Here is a 16,802-nt window from a genome sequence, read left to right on the forward strand (position 1 = left end):
TTAACAAACACCCAACACGCGGGCGTCACCACATAGAATTCACGCAAGTATCGAAGTGGAAGTGACTGAGATTACGCTAGAAATCTGTCGGCGCTCCGCCTTCGGTTTTGCGTCGTGCGACAAAGTCGGCAAGCTCTTCCCGGATGCCCCCATCCATTGCCGGAGCTTCAAAGCTGGTGATGATTTCCTTGAACATGTGATGCGCGCGCTCAGCGGTCCAGACGCCTCCTGCGACTTCCCAACCCTCATAGTTCTTCCAGTCACTCAGAAACGGCTGATAAAACGCTGTGGTATAGCGATCCTGAGTGTGCTGAATGCCAAAGAAATGCCCGTCATTGCCGACTGACCGGATCGCATCCAGAGCAATCTCGTCAGGGCCGGTTGCCGTCAATTCCGGCTGCATATACCGCTGAATTTGCTGCAATATCTCGCAATCCATAATGAACTTTTCAGGGCTTGCGATCAGGCCACCCTCAAGCCAACCTGCAGCGTGATAGACCATGTTGGTGCCCGATTGCACCGCCGCCCATAATGAGTTCGAGGTTTCCCATACAGATTGGCCATCCGGAACGTTTGCCGCGCAGACACCCGAAGACCGCAGGGGCAGGTCATAAAATCGGGCCATCTGGCCGGTCATCTGTGTCGCCCGCATGTATTCCGGCGTTCCAAAAGCCGGAGCACCAGATTTCATATCCACATTCGAGGTGAACGTACCGATGACACAAGGAATCCCTGGTCGCACATATTGGAACAATGCAATCGCGCACAGCGCCTCAGCCAGAGATTGCGCTACTGCACCGGCCATTGTGACGGGGGCCATCGCCCCGGCCAAGGTGAACGGCGTCACAACAATCGCCTGCCCGCGCCGCGCCAACCTCAGGCAACCGTCGATCATGGGCTGATCGTGCTTCAACGGCGAGGTCGAGTTGATGTTGGTATACATCCTCGGCTTGGCTTCGAATTCTTCATGGCTCAGACCCCCTGCGATCCGCACCATTTCCATGACGTCTTCGACGCGTTCCTTGCCCAGCGAATAGGCATGCATCGCCTTATCGGTCAGAGTCAGCTTGTCGTAGAGAACATCCAGATGCCGGACGCTGGCATGTATATCCACTGGCTCGACCGGGTATCCACCGGCAAAATGGATACAGTTGAAATACTGCGTCAACTTCAACAGGTTCCGGCACATCTCGCGATTTCCCGGTACCTTGGTGCCAATCTCCATATCCCAGTAGTTCGGCGGGGACGACACATTTCCGAACAGCAGGTTTTTGCCCCCGATCTCGATTGCGCGGTCGGGATTACGCGGTGTGATGGTAAAGGTGGATGGGGCTTTACGCACCATTTCCATGACAAAGTCCCGGCCCATTCGAACGTTGTCGCCGTTGATCGTACATCCGGCCTCACGCAGGATTCCGATTGCCTCTTCGTTGTAGAACTCGATCCCGATCTCTTCGAGAATCCGCATTGCGCCCTCGTGGATCGCCGCGACGCCAATCTCGTCCAACGGTTCGGTTGGTTTGTCGGTGTTGATCGGAGGGCTCCACGGCATCTGATCAATAACCGCTGCGCCCCGTCTCTCGGCGGCACCGGCCCGTCCTCCGCTGCGACCTCTGCGTGCTTTCTTGTCGGCCATTGGACACTCCTCGGAACTTGGCTTTCTAGAAGCAAGCCCCGAACGCGTACTGTTGGCCGCTCTGTCTGCGACAGGCTATGTCGGTTTCGACGTCTGAACCGCCGAATTCACAGCCCGATCACGCCTTTTCGTACAACCAAGCAGGTATATGTCCGATGTTTGGCAAGACGACATCCGCCATCGCTTCGAGCGTTTCTGCACGCGCCATACCCGTCAGAACCCCGATCGTCTTCATACCTGCTGCCCGTCCGGCCTGCAGATCATGCAGGCTGTCGCCCACCATTGCTATGTTTTCTGGGTTTACCCCCACATGCTGCGCAAAGGCGAAGAGTTGACCCGGACCTGGCTTGAATCCGTGCCCACTGTCATAACCGGCTACAAAATCGAAATGTTCGCGGATCCCTGCAGACGAAAGATGTTCGGATGCGGGCATCTCTCCGTCATTGGTCGCAACACCCAGTTTCAGCCCAGCCTCGCGCAGCCCATCAAGGAACGGGATAAGCGGAACGGCCTGGGCTTGCGGAGATGAGGCTGACTCGGCATTCAACAGATCCACCAACTCTTCGCGCGGCATTTCCGGGAGGTGCGGCTCTAGAACCTCGGCGATTTCTTCGACGGTGCCCGCAATGACAACACTGTCCTCAGAATAGGCAACCTGTTCGAGGTCAAAGCCGATCACCTGCCCAAGCTCGGCCGCCCGGGCATGATCTCCGTTCGTCACTCGCAGTAAAAAATTGCGCCCGAACGTGCCCCAGGTTTCCGCGAAATCAAACAAGGTACCGTCTTTGTCGAACAGGATGGCTTGGATTGGCATTGTGAAACTCCTGCCCGGTAGGCTTTCAGGTCCAATGAACTTCCGCGCCACCAGACAACAAGGCGCGGGCCTGGCCCGGCTGATCATACGGCACAGAATTGACGTCACAAAACTCGACTACCCACGAATCGTCAAGCATTAGAAAATCCAGAACTGAGCCCAGAAACTCCGGCTCTGCCGCCCTGTCTTTGATGTCCTGCGCCGAAGCCCCCGTCGAACCCAGAAATACAGGCAGCAGGTCATCATTGCCAACAAGCCAGGCAAGGGCATTCAGCGCCAGCGTTTCGGCGGATTGAGCGGAAATTGGCATAAAGAAGCCCCTGATCTGATATTGGAAAGGGTTTGTTAACCAGAGTCATAAACACTTTAGCAACGCATGCAATCAACGGTGACTGATATGTCGGTGCAAGGAACGATCCTTGTCCTGGACGGGACCTCAACCAATCGAATTATGCTGAAAGTACAGCTTACCGCGGCCTGGTATCACGTCGCACAGGGGGAAAATCTGCGGGGTCTTGATGGGCTGCTGAAACGTGTGCGCCCCGATTTAATTTTAACCGCGCAGTCATTGCCGGATGGAACGGCGGCTGATGTCAAGAAAGTGGTAATGGCCGACCCGGATCTGGCGGATATTCCCATTGTCGCTATCGCGCCGCAAAACGACAAATCCGCAAGGTTGAGGGCATTGTCAGATGGGTTGGACGATGTATTGGCGCACCCGTTCAAGGACACGTTGTTGTTAGCTCGGGTTCGCAGCTTGTTACGGGCACGCGCCGATACGCAGGAATTGCAAGACAATAGCGGATCGCCATGTTTGGGATTTGCCGAAGCGACAAGCACCTTTGCCACGCCACCCAAAGCTGCGCGCGCCGCCCTGCTGACGCAATCCGCTAAAACCGGGGCGCTTTGGCAGAAGGCGCTGTCCGAACATACGCATCACAGTCTGTCAATTCACACGATATCGAACCTTCACCGCCTGCTTTCCGGCCCCATCCCGGACGCGGTTATTGTCGAAATTGATGGCGAATCTTCAGGCCTGAGTGTTCTGGCGGATTTGAAATCGCGCGGGGCAACACGGCACACAGTGCTGATCGGCATCTTGAGAAAGGATGACGCGTCTCTGGCTGCCGAAGCGCTGGATCGCGGCGCGGATGCCATCTGTATGGCGGGGTTCTGCCCCCGTGAAACTCTGTTGCGGCTTGATAACCAGCTTGCCCGCAAAAGCCGAATTGACCAGATGCGGGATTCTTTGCGGCGTGGCATCGCGGAATCCTGGGTGGATCCACTGACCGGCCTGCATAACCGCCGCTATGCAATGCGAGCATTGAAGCAAATCGCCCGGCAGTCTGCGCAGACCGGGCGCGGTTTTACCGTGATGGTGGCCGATCTGGACCATTTCAAATCAATCAACGACAAGTTTGGCCATGCCGGAGGCGATCAGGTCTTGATCGAAACAGCCAAGCGCATGCGCAATTCCATTGATTCTGACGGCTTTGTGGCCCGGATCGGGGGCGAAGAATTCTTGATCGGTCTGCCTGAAACTACAGGGCGGCGGGCATTGGGGATCGCACGAACCGTCTGCAACGACATCTGCCAGTGTCCATTCGACCTATCCGAGGCCGCCGAACCAATCGCAGTGACAATCAGCATCGGCCTCATTACAGCTGATGACAACACGTTTCGCCAGGGCATCCCACCCGCACCATTGGACAACATGATAAAATCTGCGGATACGGCCCTGTATGCTGCGAAAAAGGCGGGACGCAATCAGGTCATGGTCCAGAATCACGCAGCCTGATCGGGTCAGTCGCGCTTTCTGCCCGCTTTCGATTTTCGGTGCACCACATCTTCCAGACGATCAGCGTATTCGACGCGTTCTTTCGGGCTCATGGCTGACACACGGATCAGCCACTGTTCCTGCAAAGCAGACTGCATCTCTGACATCACCTGCGCCTGCTGGCCCAACAAAGTCTCTACAGCGTCAGCCGCGAAGGGTTCGGCGCGAAGTGCGTCGCCAAGGGCTTGAAAATCCGCCGTCCGATGATCGACACCTTGGCGGTGCAGGCCCGAAAGCTCGGCCCGCATCGCCTGGCGTTCATGCTTGGGAAGCGCGCGATAAAGCGCCGATCCAAATCCCGGAGGGGTTTTGACGTGGTCATTGTTTCTGACGCGCAGCGCCGTGCCAACAACCGCACCGATGACTAGCAGATTGATAGCAAGGGACACGATCAGCAGGACAGGCATCCACCGGCGTTTAGGTTTTGACTGTTCGCTCATTCGCCTTCCTCCAGGAAGATTGTATTCAGATCCATATCCGCAACCTCAAAGCCAGAGGATTGCGAATAAAGCAACGTCGCCGGATCGGGCAAAAAGGCTGGGGCAGTCAATCCAATCCAGATGCCAGCAATGCCCGCGGCCGCCAGACCTCCCATCCCCTGCCAGCCAAAGAAACTATCCAATGCCTGTGCCCAGAACCCTTGGGGTGATTTCTGAAGCCTTTGCAAACGAACGGTTTCCGCATCGGCCAGAATACGAAAGGCGAGTGCATCGGGTAACGGCTCATTTTCTTGACGAGCACGTAAAAACAGGTGATTCAGGTCGCTATTTTCATCCATCGGCATATCCCAACTCGTCTCTTCTTGCGGCTAACTGCTGTGCCAGTGCCCGCTTTCCCCGAGCTGTCAGACTCTCTACAGCTTCGACGGAAATATCCATGATTCCCGCGATTTCGGGATTGGGCAACTCTTCGATATGGCGCAAGACAACAGCCTGACGTTGCCGATCCGGAAGTTGCGCCAACGCGAACTGCAGTGCGTCCAACCTGGCGGCATCCTGAAGGTGTTCGGTTGCACTGATCGCATCGCTTTCAGGTTCGGCAACATCAGAAAGACTGTCCGCCGATTTCTTCCGCCGAATATCGACACACAGGTTCAGAGTGACTCGGTAAAGCCAAGTCGACACCTTTGCCTGTCCAGCAACCCAATCCGGCGCCATCTTCCATAGGCGCATCATGGCTTCCTGTGTGACATCTTCGGCTTCGGCCCGGTCGTTCAACAGCCTGAGCGCCACCGAAAAACTGCGCGGCCCAAGCCGATCGGTCAAAATGCGTGCCGCATCAGCGTCACCCTCGGCGAACCGCCGCAACAATGCATCGTCTCCGGGGTCGCCCGCAGCCTGACTTTGGCTGCGAGCCCTCGTTGATGAGGTACTCAGGTCCCGCATCCTTCATTAGCTGTCGTCGGTGCCAGCCTTGTCACGTTTTTTGTGATGCCGGCCCATCCGGTTTTTCGCATCGGCAAATTCCTGTTCCGTGATCGTGCCATTTTTGTCCGCGTCGATGCGGTCAAACATCTTGCCAGCACGGCGCGGCTTGGGCAACTCATCATCGGATAAGAGGCCATCCTGATTGGCATCGTGCTTTTCGAACATTTGATTCACACGCTCATTCGCCTTCTTCTGGCTAGCCGCTTGCATCTCGTCGACGCTCAACATGCCGTCGCCATTGGTGTCGGCATTGGTGAAACGCTGTTGCCTATAGGTTTGCATTTCTTCCTGCGTGACCTGACCATCATTGTTCAGGTCCAGCTCTTGAAAGGTCACGTCCTCTCGGCCTTTCGGACCGACAGCCAAGGCGGTTGTGCTTGTCAATGCAATGGCCGATACCAGAATGGCCGGGATAAGTTTCGCGCTTTTCATATCGTTTTCCTTTGTTTCTCGCGACCGGTTTGTCGCTGCTCACATAGGTTAAAACGGTGCAGTTTTCGGTTTCCGTCGCCCAATTTGAATTTTTTCTGTTGCTCACTGCCATCGACCACATAATTTCCGGACATCTCATCGCGGCACAAAGCGACGCACCCCCCTTTTCTGTGGAGCAAAACAAGCGCAATATCAGGGCAATCTGAATGCGCGAGTTTCAAAATGACAGATCAAACGATCGACACAATATCCGAGAACGACCGTCCAACCCGGCCTGCGCTAATCAAAGGCTTCCGCTGCCGCTGCCCAAAATGCGGTGAAGGCAAGCTGTTGCACAGCTACCTGAAGGTGAATGACAGCTGCAGCAGCTGTGGTCAGGAACTGTTTCATCACCGTGCGGATGACGGTCCAGCCTATCTGACAATCCTGTTGGTCGGTCACCTGCTGGCGCCCGCTTTGCACATCTCTTATGTCCAGTGGCGCCCTGACCCGCTGAACATGTTCCTGATTTTTGCATTCGGATGTACAGCCTTGACACTGTTCCTGCTACCGCGAATGAAAGGGGCCGTTGTCGCCTATCAGTGGGCACGACGGATGCATGGGTTCGAAACGGACCGATGACTGGAATGATTGGGTCGGCCCTGAGATGAGTACAGACAAAACGGCTATACGGGACGCTGCAACAGTTATCGTGTTGCGGGACCGGATGACGAACCCTTCCATTTTGATGGGTCAAAGGGGCGCAAAAGCCGTTTTTATGCCGAACAAATTCGTGTTTCCAGGTGGCGCGGTAGACGCAGAGGACGCTCTGGTCCCGCTATCGGCTGACATGTCCCAGCTCTGCCGCGATCGGCTTGCTGAACAGTCTCCGCCCGGGCTGCAGAATGCTTTGGCGGCCGCCGCAATCCGCGAGCTCTGGGAGGAAACCGGCCTGGTGCTTGGAGTTCCCGGCGCTTGGACAGGTGAGGTGCCGATTGACTGGCAAAGCTATGCAGAGGCAGGATTTCTGCCCTCTGCACAGGCATTGCAGTTTGTTTTTCGCGCCGTCACCCCGCCCGGCCGTACGCGCCGGTTTGATGCACGATTCTTTTTGGTAGATGCAGACGCCCTGCAAGGCGATCTGGATGACTTTGGCCGCGCTTCGGATGAGTTGTCTCACCTGCAATGGGTTCCGTTGAACAAGGCGCGCGAGCTTGATCTTCCCTTCATAACCGAAGTTGTTCTGGCCGAAGTTGCAGCCCGGGTCACACGACCCGAACCACCCCAAAGCGTCCCGTTCTTCCTCAATCAAGAAGAACAAAGCCTGTTCTTACAGATCAAAGGCTATCCAATGTCCGAACAGGACTTCTAGCCGAACCTACTTCATTCGGCTGATCACCGTGGTCACCTCGGGCTTTTTGCCGATCTCGGTCTTTGCTGTCTGACGCACGATCCGGCGCAATGCCTCTTCCAGCTTGTCATCGTCGCGCCGGGTTTTGGTATCCGCCCGCATGAGGAATTGGTTCAGGTCCTCTTCCAGAACTTCGACCAGTGCTGCGCGCGATGTTCCGATCTCGGCCAAGCCCATCGTATCGCACCAGGGTTCACCCAACGGTTCGTCTTCTTCGTCTAAAATAACCGTCACGGTTACATGCCCGTTCAAGGCCATGCGAATGCGGTCGCGGACAACTCCATCCAAGGCTCCGACCTTTACGGTTCCATCCAGATAAGTTCGGCCTGTCTCGACGTAGTCGACGACCTTGGGGGCATTGCCGCTGAGATCCAGCATCGTGCCATTGACTGCCACAACCCCGGTACGACTACCCGCTTCGGCCAGTTTAGCATGTTCGCGCAGATGTCGGTGTTCACCATGCATGGGAATAACCATCTGTGGGTTGACTATGGCGTGCACTTTTTCCAGATCAGGCCGGTTGGCATGGCCAGAGACGTGATACAGACCCGAGCTGTCATCCACCACATCAACGCCTTTTTCGCTGAGCTGGTTCATGATGAAGATCACGCCCTTCTCATTGCCCGGGATCGTCTTCGACGAGAACAGGAACAGATCGCCTTCCTTCAACTCGATCCCGCGGTATTTACCACGCGCAAGCTGAGCACTGGCCGCACGGCGTTCGCCCTGGCTGCCGGTTACGATCAGCATCAGGTTCTGGCGCGGGATATCTATGGCCTCTTCGGCGCTGATAACCTTGGGAAAATCCGTGAGAATACCGGTTTCCGTCGCGGCCTCGATCATGCGCCGCATCGCGCGGCCCAACAGAACGACCGAGCGCCCGGCGCGCTGGCCAGCCTCAGCCAGCGTTTTCACCCGCGCGACATTCGAGGCAAAAGTCGTCGCAACCACCATGGATTTGGCGTTTTCAACCAGCTTGGTGATCTCGGGTCCGACTTCGGATTCCGAGCGGCCAGCATGCGTTGAAAACACGTTCGTGCTGTCGCAGACCAATGCTTTCACGCCGTCCTTGGCAACCTCGGCCCACAGGTCCTGATCAAACGGTTCGCCGACCACAGGGTTGGCATCGAGCTTGAAATCCCCTGTATGCACGATCCGCCCCGCAGGCGAGTCGATAACAAGTGCTGCACTTTCGGGGATCGAGTGGGAGACCGGCAAAAACCCGACCGTGAAAGGACCAACCGTCACCTGCTCAGGCCAGGCCGAAAGGGTCTGAACCGCGTCTGTCGGATGGGCTTTCTCTTCCATCTTGCGACGTGCGAGATTTGCGGTGAAGGCGCGTGCATAGATCGGGGCGCCCAAGTCGTCATAGCAATGCGCGACAGCGCCGACATGATCTTCGTGGGCATGGGTGACGAATACCGCCTCAAGCCGGTCGGCACGTTCTTTTAGCCAGTTGATATCGGCATGGATCAGGTCGACACCGGGTGTTGTGTCCATATCTGGGAAGGTTACACCAAGATCGACAAGGATCAGCTTCTCCTTTCCCGGCTTGCCATAGCCATAGACATAGGCATTCATCCCAATTTCGCCCGCCCCGCCCAGGGGCAGATAGATCAGTCGTTCACTGCTCATGTTGAGCCATTTTCCTTGTTATAGCGATGGATCACGGTCAGTCCGTGCATCGTCAAATCGTCTTCTATAGCGTCAAACCCAACATCTGCCTGATCGAACAGAGGCGCAAGCCCCCCGGTTCCCACGACTTTCATCGGCATGCCGTATTCCGTCTTGATCCGGGCAATCAGCCCTTCGATCAGACCGGAATAGCCCCAATACACGCCAGATTGAATGCAGCCAACCGTATTTGTTCCGATCACTTTTTCGGGACGTGTGATGTCGATATGCGGCAACGCGGCGGCCCCCTGGTGCAACGCTTCAAGGCTCAGGTTTACACCTGGGGCGATGATGCCGCCGACATATGCTCCATCCGAAGACACCACGTCAAAGTTGGTGGCCGTTCCAAAATCGACAACAACCACATCCCCGCCATGCCGTTCAAATGCCCCGGCAGCATTGGCCAGGCGATCCGGGCCAGGGACCGTACCCTCGTCTATGCGCGGGCTGACAGGCAGCAGACACTCTGGCTTGCCCACGACCAATGGGCGACAGCCAAAAAACCGGTCCGCAAAGACGCGCAGATTGAAAACCACACGCGGCACGGTCGAGGCGATTATCACATCGGTGATATCAGCTTCGATCTCATAATGTTTGACCAGCGTAGAGTACCAAGTGAAATAGGCATCCGCCGTTCGGGCATGGTGCGTAGACGTGCGCAGCGTGCAGACGAATTCCTCACCGTCCCAGATCGAGAAAACGGTATTGGTGTTGCCGCAGTCGATGGCTAGAAGCATTGGTGCCCCTTTCAGAAAAATACGTCTGCCGCAGGTATGCTGACGCGGCCTTTCGCGGTGTTTAGGACAAGGTTACCCCGTGCGTCCACCGTTTCGAAGGTCCCGACGGTCTCAGTGGTGACAGTACGCGCGGTAATGACCTCACCCAGCTTAGCTGCGCGGGACAACCAAGCAGCGCGGATGGGTTCGAACCCGTAGGTTACAAACTGGGCCTCAAAACGCGCATAGGCCGATGCAAGCTCGGTCAAAAAATCTTCGGTGGTGACATCTGCCCCTGTCTCGGACAACAGCGAAACCGGCCTTAGCGCACCTGGTTCGACTTTATCTGCAGTCGGTGCCTGCGCGAGATTGACGCCGATGCCAATTGCCAAATGCGAGACGTCCCGCCCCTGCCCGGTACTTTCCAGCAGTATCCCCGCAAGCTTGCCACCGTTCAGCAACACATCATTGGGCCATTTTAGCGACAAACCCGATATGCGTCCGGTGACCGCCACACATGCATCAAACAGGGCCAAGGCGGCGACAAAACTGCGCAGAGCGGCCTGTTCCGGGCGTCCTGCGGGCCGCATCAGCAGCGTTGCGGCAAGATTTCCCTCGGGGTTGGTCCAGACCCGTCCGCGCCGACCGCGCGCCTGTGTCTGGCGGTGCGCCAGGATCCAGACCGGACCCTGAGCCATCGGCGCGATCCGGGCGGCTTCGTTCAGAGTGCTATCGACCTCTTGCAATACATGCAGGCCATATCCATCCGGCCAATCGCTCATGTCACAAGAACATTAGGCCGCGGGCAATGGTCGAAATCAGTTAACAAGCGTCGCCGCTGCAGCTGCCGCTGCGCCCTCAATCCCAAACTGATAGAATACGCCAACCAACATCAATGCAGCTGACCCCATCAGAGCAACCCACAGAACCGGAGACGAATTTGCGTCGATCGGGTCGTCATTCTCGGCACCGAAATACATATAGTATACGATCCGCAGGTAATAGAATGCACCGATCACCGAGGCGATGGCAGACATGATAACCAGACCGGTCAGGCCAGCCTCAATACCCGCTTGCCAGACGCCGAATTTCGCAAAGAACCCAAGCATCGGTGGAACACCGGCAAGGCTGAACATCAGGATCAGCACGGCCAGAGCCTTACCCGGATCGCGTTTGGAATACTGGCGCAAGGCGTCAATGTCGGTAACAGGTTTACCGTCCCGTTCCATCATCAGGATAAAGGCGAAAGTTCCGACATTCATGGTCACGTAAATCGCCAGATACATCAGCATCGCCTTGATACCCAGCTCGGTCCCAGCCGCCAGTCCGATCAGCGCATACCCCATATGGGCAATCGACGAAAACGCCATCAGCCGTTTAATGTCGCGTTGTCCGATGGCAGCCACGGCCCCCAACAGCATAGACAGAACAGACAAGAGTACGATCACCTGCTGCCAGTCCTTTACGACACCTCCAAATGCGTCGTGCAACACGCGGGCAAACAGGGCCATGGCGGCCACTTTGGGCGCCGTGGCGAAGAAGGCAGTGACTGGTGTGGGCGATCCTTCATAGACATCCGGCGTCCACATGTGGAACGGAACAGCCGAAACCTTGAACGCGAGCCCCGAGATCAGGAAGATCAACCCGAACAGCAACCCGAGGGTCACATCGCCGTGGTGAACGGTCTGAATGATGCCCGAGAACAGCGTGGTACCCGTAAAGCCGTAGACAAGCGAAGCCCCATACAGCAGCAAGCCCGAGCTAAGCGCGCCCAGAACGAAATATTTCAGGCCAGCCTCGGTGGATTTGGCGCTGTCACGACGCAGCGCAGCCACAACGTAAAGTGCCAGCGACTGCAGCTCGAGCCCCATATACAGAGACATCAGGTCACCCGCGCTGACCATCATCATCATGCCGACAGCGGCAAGCGCCACCAGCAAAGGGTATTCGAAACGCAACAACCCGCGGCGGGTCATATAGTCCTGGCTCATCATCAAAACGGCTGCGGCAGATAGCAGGATCGCCACTTTGGCAAAGCGCGCGAATCCGTCATCAACGAACATGCCGTTAAACGCGATGTTCGTCCCGTCGCCATTGGTGGCGATCCAGAACGCCAGCAGCGCCATCAGCCCTGCTGTCACCCAGACCAATGTCGGCGCAAGCCCGTCCTTGGTGGTGTAAACAGCCGCAAGCAATGCCGCCATCGCATATAGTGCCAGAACGATCTCTGGCAGGATAATTGTCAGATCAGCCTGGATCATGTCTCCAAAGCCTCCTTAATGCGAGGCGGCTGTCTGGGTCGCGGTCTCAGCCGCGGCCAGAGCCGTATCATAGTTCGAAATCAGCGCGGCAGTCGAGTTGCCAATCACATCTGTTACCAGCGATGGATACACACCCAGCAGGATCGTCATGACGATCAGGGGGGCAAATATCAACCGCTCGCGCGAGCTCATATCAGTCATCGCCTTGAGGCTTTCTTTGATAAGATCCCCAAATACGACCCGACGATACAGCCACAAAGCATATCCCGCCGAGAAGATAACACCAGTCGCGGCCACAGCAGTCACCCAGGTATTGACCTGGAATGCGCCCATCAGGGTCAGGAACTCTCCGATGAACCCACTGGTGCCCGGCAGGCCAACATTGGCCATTGTGAACAGCATGAAGACCAGCGCGTAGGCCGGCATCCGGATTACCAGACCGCCATAGGCCTCGATATCGCGGGTGTGCATCCGGTCATAGATCACGCCGACACACAGGAAGAGCGCCGCCGAGATGAACCCGTGGCTGAGCATCTGGAAGATGGCTCCGTCGACCCCCTGCTGGTTTGCCGCAAAGATGCCCATGGTGACAAAGCCCATATGCGCGACCGAGGAATAAGCGATCAGCTTTTTCATGTCCTCCTGCACCAGTGCAACCAGCGAGGTATAGACCACAGCGATGGCCGACATCCACAGCACCAGATCGGTCATCACCGCCGACCCCACCGGGAACATCGGCAGGCTGAACCGCAGGAAGCCATAGCCACCCATCTTCAACAGGATCGCCGCCAGCACGACCGACCCTGCGGTCGGCGCCTGCACGTGTGCATCCGGCAGCCAGGTGTGGACCGGCCACATCGGCATCTTCACCGCAAATGAGGCAAAGAACGCCAGGAACATCAGCGTCTGCATACCGCCTACGATATGGATGCCCAGAACGGTAAAGCTGTCGGACGAAAAATGATGCGCCATCAGCGCTTCGATATCCGTCGTGCCTGCATCCGCATACATCGCAACCATAGCCACCAGCATCAGCACAGAGCCAAGGAACGTGTAGAGGAAGAACTTGAAGCTGGCATAGATGCGCTCTTTACCACCCCAGATGCCGATGATCAGGAACATCGGGATCAGACCCGCTTCGAAGAACAGGTAGAACAGCACCAGGTCCAGCGCCATGAACACGCCAAGCATCAGCGTTTCCAGCAGCAGGAAAGCAATCATGTATTCCTTGACGCGGTCTGTCACATTCCAGCTGGCCAGAATTGTCAGCGGCATAATGAAAGTGGTCAGCAACACGAACAGGACGCTGATGCCATCCACACCCATCTTGTATTTCAGACCCATCAGCCACTGGCCCTCTTCCACCATCTGGAAGCCAGTGTTTTCAGGATCAAAGCCAGTATAGATGCCAATCGAGACCAGGAAGGTCACCGTCGTCGCAACCATGGCCACCCATTTGGCATTGCGTTGCGCGGCTGCATCGTCGCCCTGCAGAAACAGCGCCAGTATGGCGGCCGCCGCTGCGGGGATGAAGGTGACGATCGAGAGGATATTGTCCATTAGTGTGCGCCTCCGCCGATCGACATCCAGGTGACCAGGGCAGCAATTCCCAGGACCATCCAGAAGGCATAGGTAAATATGTAACCAGTCTGCGCCTTGCCTGCGAGGCGGGTGAAGAATGGCACGATGCCCATCGCTACCCCGTTCAGGAAACCGTCAATCGTGTTGCCGTCGCCGCGTTTCCACAGGAACCGCCCAAGTGCCAAGGCAGGTTTGACGAAGATCGCGTCATAGATCTCATCAAAGTACCATTTGTTCAGCAGGAACAGATAAAGCGGACGCTGGTTTGCTGCCAAGCGCGCGGGCAACGTCGTATTCACGATATAGAACCAATAGGCCACGATGAAACCAAGCAGCATCGCAACGAAGGGTGAGAACTTGACCCATTTCGGAACAGCATGCGCATCGTCCAGCACATGATTGTCCGGTGCGATGTAGAGCGCGCCTTCTCCGGGCGTTCCAACAAAGGCATAATGGTGATCGCCGCCCTGCGCGCCCTTCTCACCATGGCTGTCCTCCGCGTGACCAGCATCCGCATGCGTATCGTCGCCGTGATCATCTTCGGCATGGGTATCGTCCCCATGCGCACCCTCTGCCGCGTGGCCATCCACCGAAGCCTCTGCAACCGGAATGCCATAGAACTGGCCGACCTTGTCGGTGTGGCCAAAAAAGTTGCCATACCAGATCATCCCGGCGAAAACCGCACCCAGCGACAGAACGCCCAACGGAACCAGCATGACCAACGGGCTTTCATGCGCATGGTCGTGCGTGTGTTTGTCCCCGCGCGGCTCGCCATAGAAGGTCAGGAAAATCAGACGCCAGCTGTAGAATGACGTAAATACCGCCGCAATCACCAGCATCCAGAACGCATAGCCGGTGCCTCCGGCAAAGGCGCTTTCGATGATGGCATCCTTGGACAAGAACCCGGCAAAACCGAATGTGGTCAGCGGAATGCCAACCCCGGTAATAGCCAGCGTACCGATCATCATCGCCCAGAACGTATAGGGGATTTTCTTCCGCAGCCCGCCATATTCCGTCATCTCTTGCTCGTGATGCATCGCGTGGATCACGGAACCGGCCCCAAGGAACAACAGCGCCTTGAAGAACGCATGGGTCAGCAGGTGGAACATTGCCGCCGAATACATGCCAACGCCCGCGGCAACGAACATGTAACCCAGCTGCGAGCAGGTCGAATAGGCGATAACGCGTTTGATATCGGTCTGCACCAAACCCACGGTCGCGGCAAAGAACGCCGTCGACGCACCAAGGAAGGTGATGAACCCGGTCGCCCCCGGCGCGAACTCCATCAGCGGAGACATGCGGCAGATCAGGAATACACCCGCAGTCACCATGGTCGCGGCGTGGATCAGGGCTGATACAGGCGTCGGACCTTCCATCGCATCCGGCAACCAGGTGTGCAGGAACAACTGTGCCGATTTGCCCATGGCACCGATGAACAGCAGAACGCAGATCACTTCGATCGCGGTCCATTCACCCCACAGGAAGTGCAGCTTCTCTTCGGCCAATGCCGGGGCAGAGGCGAAGATGTCCGAGAAATTGATGCTGTCGGTCAGCAGGAATAGCGCAAAGATGCCAAGCGCAAAGCCAAAGTCCCCAACCCGGTTGACGATAAACGCCTTCATCGCCGCCGCATTGGCGCTTGGCTTGCGGTAATAGAACCCGATCAGCAGATAGGACGCGACGCCCACACCTTCCCAGCCAAAGAACATCTGAACCAGATTGTCCGCCGTCACTAGCATCAGCATGGCAAAGGTAAAGAAGGACAGATAGGCAAAGAAGCGTGGCTTATAGCTTTCGCCTTCGCGCCATTGCGGATCGTGATCCATGTAGCCAAAGGAATACAGGTGCACCAGCGCCGAGACGGTCGTCACCACGATCAACATAATCGCGGTCAGCCGGTCCAGACGAATGGCCCAGCTTGTCGACAATGATCCGCTCTCGATCCAGCGCATGATCTCGATCTGCTGGGTGTGGCCGTCGAACGTCAGGAAGACGATCCACGACAACAGACAGGCCAGAAACAACAGACCCGTGGCGGTCCACATGGCGGCTTTCTCGCCAATGAATTTCCAGCCGAACCCGCAGAGCAGCGCGCCCACCAGCGGGGCAAAGAGGATGGTGGTTTCCATGTGCCCTTACCCCTTCATCATATTGACGTCTTCAACCGCGATCGAGCCGCGGTTGCGGAAGAAACAGACCAGAATGGCCAGCCCGATCGCGGCCTCGGCCGCCGCCACGGTCAGCACGAACAGCGTAAACACCTGCCCGACCAGATCGCCCAGGAAGCTGGAGAACGCCACAAGGTTGATATTCACCGCCAGCAGCATCAGTTCGATGCTCATCAGCAGGATGATGACGTTCTTGCGGTTCAGGAAGAGACCGAAGATGCCGATGACGAACAGCGTCGCCGCGACCGTAAGATAGTGTTCAAGTCCGATCATAGCTTCGCTCCTGGCGAGTCGGGGTAGTAAAGTTTGCAGCCGCAAAAAGCGTCTATCGAATCGTTGCCCAAACGGTATTTGTAGAATTCCTCGAATTCGCTTTCGTCGTATGAACGAAGTCCAATCTCCGACGCTTGGGCGCGCAAATCACTAACGTTGTCAATTTCAGAAAGCTCTAGCGGGCCTTCGGGCGCTAGATGGTGTCCAATTAGGCTTGGCGTATATCCCGCAATGTGAGCTTGACCTTCTTCCGGATAAGGTCCTTTCCCAAGCAGGATGGCAGCCTGCACATTCTGGCAATCGGTGATCACCAAGTTGGTTTCAGGATTACAAGCATCCAGACTGTGGACCGTTTGCACCAGCAAGCCTGATTTGATCTTGTTAACTGGTGTACCAAAATAATTATCGTATTCGCCAGCAAAGGCAAAACTGCAGTACTGCCCACGGGCAACCGGAAATATGCCCTCACCACCTTCTTGGTCGCGGATCTTTTCGAGGACATCCCAATGATACTCTGTACCCGTATCCATCAGGACTCCCGCCATAGAGGCTGACGAACAAGCGTAGGAAGCACCGCTTGACGCAACCCAAGC

18 protein-coding genes are annotated in these 16,802 nt (G+C 56.6%); 3 read left to right on the forward strand and 15 right to left on the reverse strand.

All coding sequences use genetic code 11. The features are described 5' to 3' along the window. Positions 1-76: 76 nt before the first annotated feature. The 3 genes from AC2FJ5_RS09135 to AC2FJ5_RS09145 form a co-directional block, all read right to left on the reverse strand. Complete coding sequence (locus AC2FJ5_RS09135; RefSeq protein ID WP_496793163.1) at positions 77-1,636, reverse strand: trimethylamine methyltransferase family protein; 1,560 nt, start codon at positions 1,634-1,636, stop codon at positions 77-79. 118 nt (positions 1,637-1,754) lie between these two features. Further along, a complete protein-coding gene (locus AC2FJ5_RS09140) occupies positions 1,755-2,450 on the reverse strand; it encodes an HAD family hydrolase (RefSeq protein ID WP_496690835.1) in 696 nt (231 codons plus the stop codon). Positions 2,451-2,475: 25 nt separating this feature from the next. Further along, the gene (locus AC2FJ5_RS09145; protein ID WP_496793165.1) at positions 2,476-2,760 is read right to left on the reverse strand and encodes a DUF3572 domain-containing protein; all 285 of its coding nucleotides are present in this window, start codon (positions 2,758-2,760) and stop codon (positions 2,476-2,478) included. Positions 2,761-2,826: 66 nt separating this feature from the next. On the opposite strand from AC2FJ5_RS09145, the gene AC2FJ5_RS09150 reads away from it, so the two are divergent. Beyond that, positions 2,827-4,248, forward strand: coding sequence for a diguanylate cyclase (locus AC2FJ5_RS09150; protein ID WP_496793167.1), 1,422 nt, complete (start codon positions 2,827-2,829; stop codon positions 4,246-4,248). 5 nt (positions 4,249-4,253) lie between these two features. On the opposite strand, the gene AC2FJ5_RS09155 is transcribed toward AC2FJ5_RS09150, so the two are convergent. From AC2FJ5_RS09155 to AC2FJ5_RS09170, 4 genes are read right to left on the reverse strand one after another with little or no spacing between them, the layout of a single operon-like run. Next, entirely contained in the window at positions 4,254-4,727 is a 474-nt protein-coding gene (locus AC2FJ5_RS09155; RefSeq protein WP_496690837.1) for a periplasmic heavy metal sensor, read from the reverse strand. Further along, a complete protein-coding gene (locus AC2FJ5_RS09160) occupies positions 4,724-5,065 on the reverse strand; it encodes a hypothetical protein (protein ID WP_496690838.1) in 342 nt (113 codons plus the stop codon). The genes AC2FJ5_RS09155 and AC2FJ5_RS09160 overlap by 4 nt, the downstream gene beginning before the upstream one ends. After that, positions 5,058-5,672: an RNA polymerase sigma factor gene (locus AC2FJ5_RS09165; RefSeq protein ID WP_281972822.1), complete on the reverse strand. Its 615-nt coding sequence runs from the start codon at positions 5,670-5,672 to the stop codon at positions 5,058-5,060. The genes AC2FJ5_RS09160 and AC2FJ5_RS09165 overlap by 8 nt, the downstream gene beginning before the upstream one ends. Positions 5,673-5,678: 6 nt before the next feature. Further along, positions 5,679-6,146 carry an EF-hand domain-containing protein gene (locus AC2FJ5_RS09170; protein WP_496690839.1) on the reverse strand — a complete coding sequence of 156 codons (468 nt, stop codon included), beginning with the start codon at positions 6,144-6,146 and terminating at the stop codon, positions 5,679-5,681. Between the two features lie 222 nt (positions 6,147-6,368). On the opposite strand from AC2FJ5_RS09170, the gene AC2FJ5_RS09175 reads away from it, so the two are divergent. Then, positions 6,369-6,767 carry a DUF983 domain-containing protein gene (locus tag AC2FJ5_RS09175; protein WP_142634860.1) on the forward strand — a complete coding sequence of 133 codons (399 nt, stop codon included), beginning with the start codon at positions 6,369-6,371 and terminating at the stop codon, positions 6,765-6,767. A 25-nt stretch (positions 6,768-6,792) separates the two neighbouring features. Continuing rightward, positions 6,793-7,497 carry an NUDIX hydrolase gene (locus AC2FJ5_RS09180; RefSeq protein WP_281972821.1) on the forward strand — a complete coding sequence of 235 codons (705 nt, stop codon included), beginning with the start codon at positions 6,793-6,795 and terminating at the stop codon, positions 7,495-7,497. Between the two features lie 6 nt (positions 7,498-7,503). On the opposite strand, the gene AC2FJ5_RS09185 is transcribed toward AC2FJ5_RS09180, so the two are convergent. The 8 genes from AC2FJ5_RS09185 to AC2FJ5_RS09220 are packed head-to-tail and all read right to left on the reverse strand — an operon-like array spanning position 7,504 to position 16,739. After that, the gene (locus AC2FJ5_RS09185; RefSeq protein WP_496793168.1) at positions 7,504-9,171 is read right to left on the reverse strand and encodes a ribonuclease J; all 1,668 of its coding nucleotides are present in this window, start codon (positions 9,169-9,171) and stop codon (positions 7,504-7,506) included. Further along, entirely contained in the window at positions 9,168-9,947 is a 780-nt protein-coding gene (locus AC2FJ5_RS09190) for a type III pantothenate kinase (RefSeq protein WP_142634866.1), read from the reverse strand. The genes AC2FJ5_RS09185 and AC2FJ5_RS09190 overlap by 4 nt, the downstream gene beginning before the upstream one ends. Before the next feature lie 11 nt (positions 9,948-9,958). Next, positions 9,959-10,708, reverse strand: a complete 750-nt coding sequence (locus AC2FJ5_RS09195) for a biotin--[acetyl-CoA-carboxylase] ligase (RefSeq protein WP_496793169.1) — start codon at positions 10,706-10,708, stop codon at positions 9,959-9,961. 36 nt (positions 10,709-10,744) lie between these two features. After that, positions 10,745-12,187 (reverse strand): NADH-quinone oxidoreductase subunit NuoN, encoded by a 1,443-nt coding sequence (gene nuoN, locus AC2FJ5_RS09200; RefSeq protein ID WP_496689762.1) that lies wholly within the window; start codon positions 12,185-12,187, stop codon positions 10,745-10,747. A gap of 15 nt (positions 12,188-12,202) precedes the next feature. Further along, a complete protein-coding gene (locus AC2FJ5_RS09205; RefSeq protein ID WP_271950170.1) occupies positions 12,203-13,747 on the reverse strand; it encodes an NADH-quinone oxidoreductase subunit M in 1,545 nt (514 codons plus the stop codon). Continuing rightward, positions 13,747-15,897, reverse strand: coding sequence for an NADH-quinone oxidoreductase subunit L (gene nuoL / locus AC2FJ5_RS09210; protein WP_496793171.1), 2,151 nt, complete (start codon positions 15,895-15,897; stop codon positions 13,747-13,749). The genes AC2FJ5_RS09205 and nuoL overlap by 1 nt, the downstream gene beginning before the upstream one ends. A 6-nt stretch (positions 15,898-15,903) precedes the next feature. Next, positions 15,904-16,209 (reverse strand): NADH-quinone oxidoreductase subunit NuoK, encoded by a 306-nt coding sequence (gene nuoK, locus AC2FJ5_RS09215; protein WP_050602759.1) that lies wholly within the window; start codon positions 16,207-16,209, stop codon positions 15,904-15,906. Further along, positions 16,206-16,739, reverse strand: a complete 534-nt coding sequence (locus AC2FJ5_RS09220) for a hypothetical protein (protein WP_142634876.1) — start codon at positions 16,737-16,739, stop codon at positions 16,206-16,208. The genes nuoK and AC2FJ5_RS09220 overlap by 4 nt, the downstream gene beginning before the upstream one ends. Positions 16,740-16,802 lie beyond the last annotated feature (63 nt).

This window comes from Ruegeria sp. CDSA221, from assembly GCF_059611825.1.

Coding starts and splice junctions, on each gene's coding strand:
- AC2FJ5_RS09135 (WP_496793163.1), bottom strand. CDS start 1,636: ATGGCCGACAAGAAAGCACGCAGAGGTCGCAGCGGAGGACGGGCCGGT.
- AC2FJ5_RS09140 (WP_496690835.1), bottom strand. CDS start 2,450: ATGCCAATCCAAGCCATCCTGTTCGACAAAGACGGTACCTTGTTTGAT.
- AC2FJ5_RS09145 (WP_496793165.1), bottom strand. CDS start 2,760: ATGCCAATTTCCGCTCAATCCGCCGAAACGCTGGCGCTGAATGCCCTT.
- AC2FJ5_RS09150 (WP_496793167.1), top strand. CDS start 2,827: ATGCAATCAACGGTGACTGATATGTCGGTGCAAGGAACGATCCTTGTC.
- AC2FJ5_RS09155 (WP_496690837.1), bottom strand. CDS start 4,727: ATGAGCGAACAGTCAAAACCTAAACGCCGGTGGATGCCTGTCCTGCTG.
- AC2FJ5_RS09160 (WP_496690838.1), bottom strand. CDS start 5,065: ATGGATGAAAATAGCGACCTGAATCACCTGTTTTTACGTGCTCGTCAA.
- AC2FJ5_RS09165 (WP_281972822.1), bottom strand. CDS start 5,672: ATGCGGGACCTGAGTACCTCATCAACGAGGGCTCGCAGCCAAAGTCAG.
- AC2FJ5_RS09170 (WP_496690839.1), bottom strand. CDS start 6,146: ATGAAAAGCGCGAAACTTATCCCGGCCATTCTGGTATCGGCCATTGCA.
- AC2FJ5_RS09175 (WP_142634860.1), top strand. CDS start 6,369: ATGACAGATCAAACGATCGACACAATATCCGAGAACGACCGTCCAACC.
- AC2FJ5_RS09180 (WP_281972821.1), top strand. CDS start 6,793: ATGAGTACAGACAAAACGGCTATACGGGACGCTGCAACAGTTATCGTG.
- AC2FJ5_RS09185 (WP_496793168.1), bottom strand. CDS start 9,171: ATGAGCAGTGAACGACTGATCTATCTGCCCCTGGGCGGGGCGGGCGAA.
- AC2FJ5_RS09190 (WP_142634866.1), bottom strand. CDS start 9,947: ATGCTTCTAGCCATCGACTGCGGCAACACCAATACCGTTTTCTCGATC.
- AC2FJ5_RS09195 (WP_496793169.1), bottom strand. CDS start 10,708: ATGAGCGATTGGCCGGATGGATATGGCCTGCATGTATTGCAAGAGGTC.
- nuoN (WP_496689762.1), bottom strand. CDS start 12,187: ATGATCCAGGCTGATCTGACAATTATCCTGCCAGAGATCGTTCTGGCA.
- AC2FJ5_RS09205 (WP_271950170.1), bottom strand. CDS start 13,747: ATGGACAATATCCTCTCGATCGTCACCTTCATCCCCGCAGCGGCGGCC.
- nuoL (WP_496793171.1), bottom strand. CDS start 15,897: ATGGAAACCACCATCCTCTTTGCCCCGCTGGTGGGCGCGCTGCTCTGC.
- nuoK (WP_050602759.1), bottom strand. CDS start 16,209: ATGATCGGACTTGAACACTATCTTACGGTCGCGGCGACGCTGTTCGTC.
- AC2FJ5_RS09220 (WP_142634876.1), bottom strand. CDS start 16,739: ATGGATACGGGTACAGAGTATCATTGGGATGTCCTCGAAAAGATCCGC.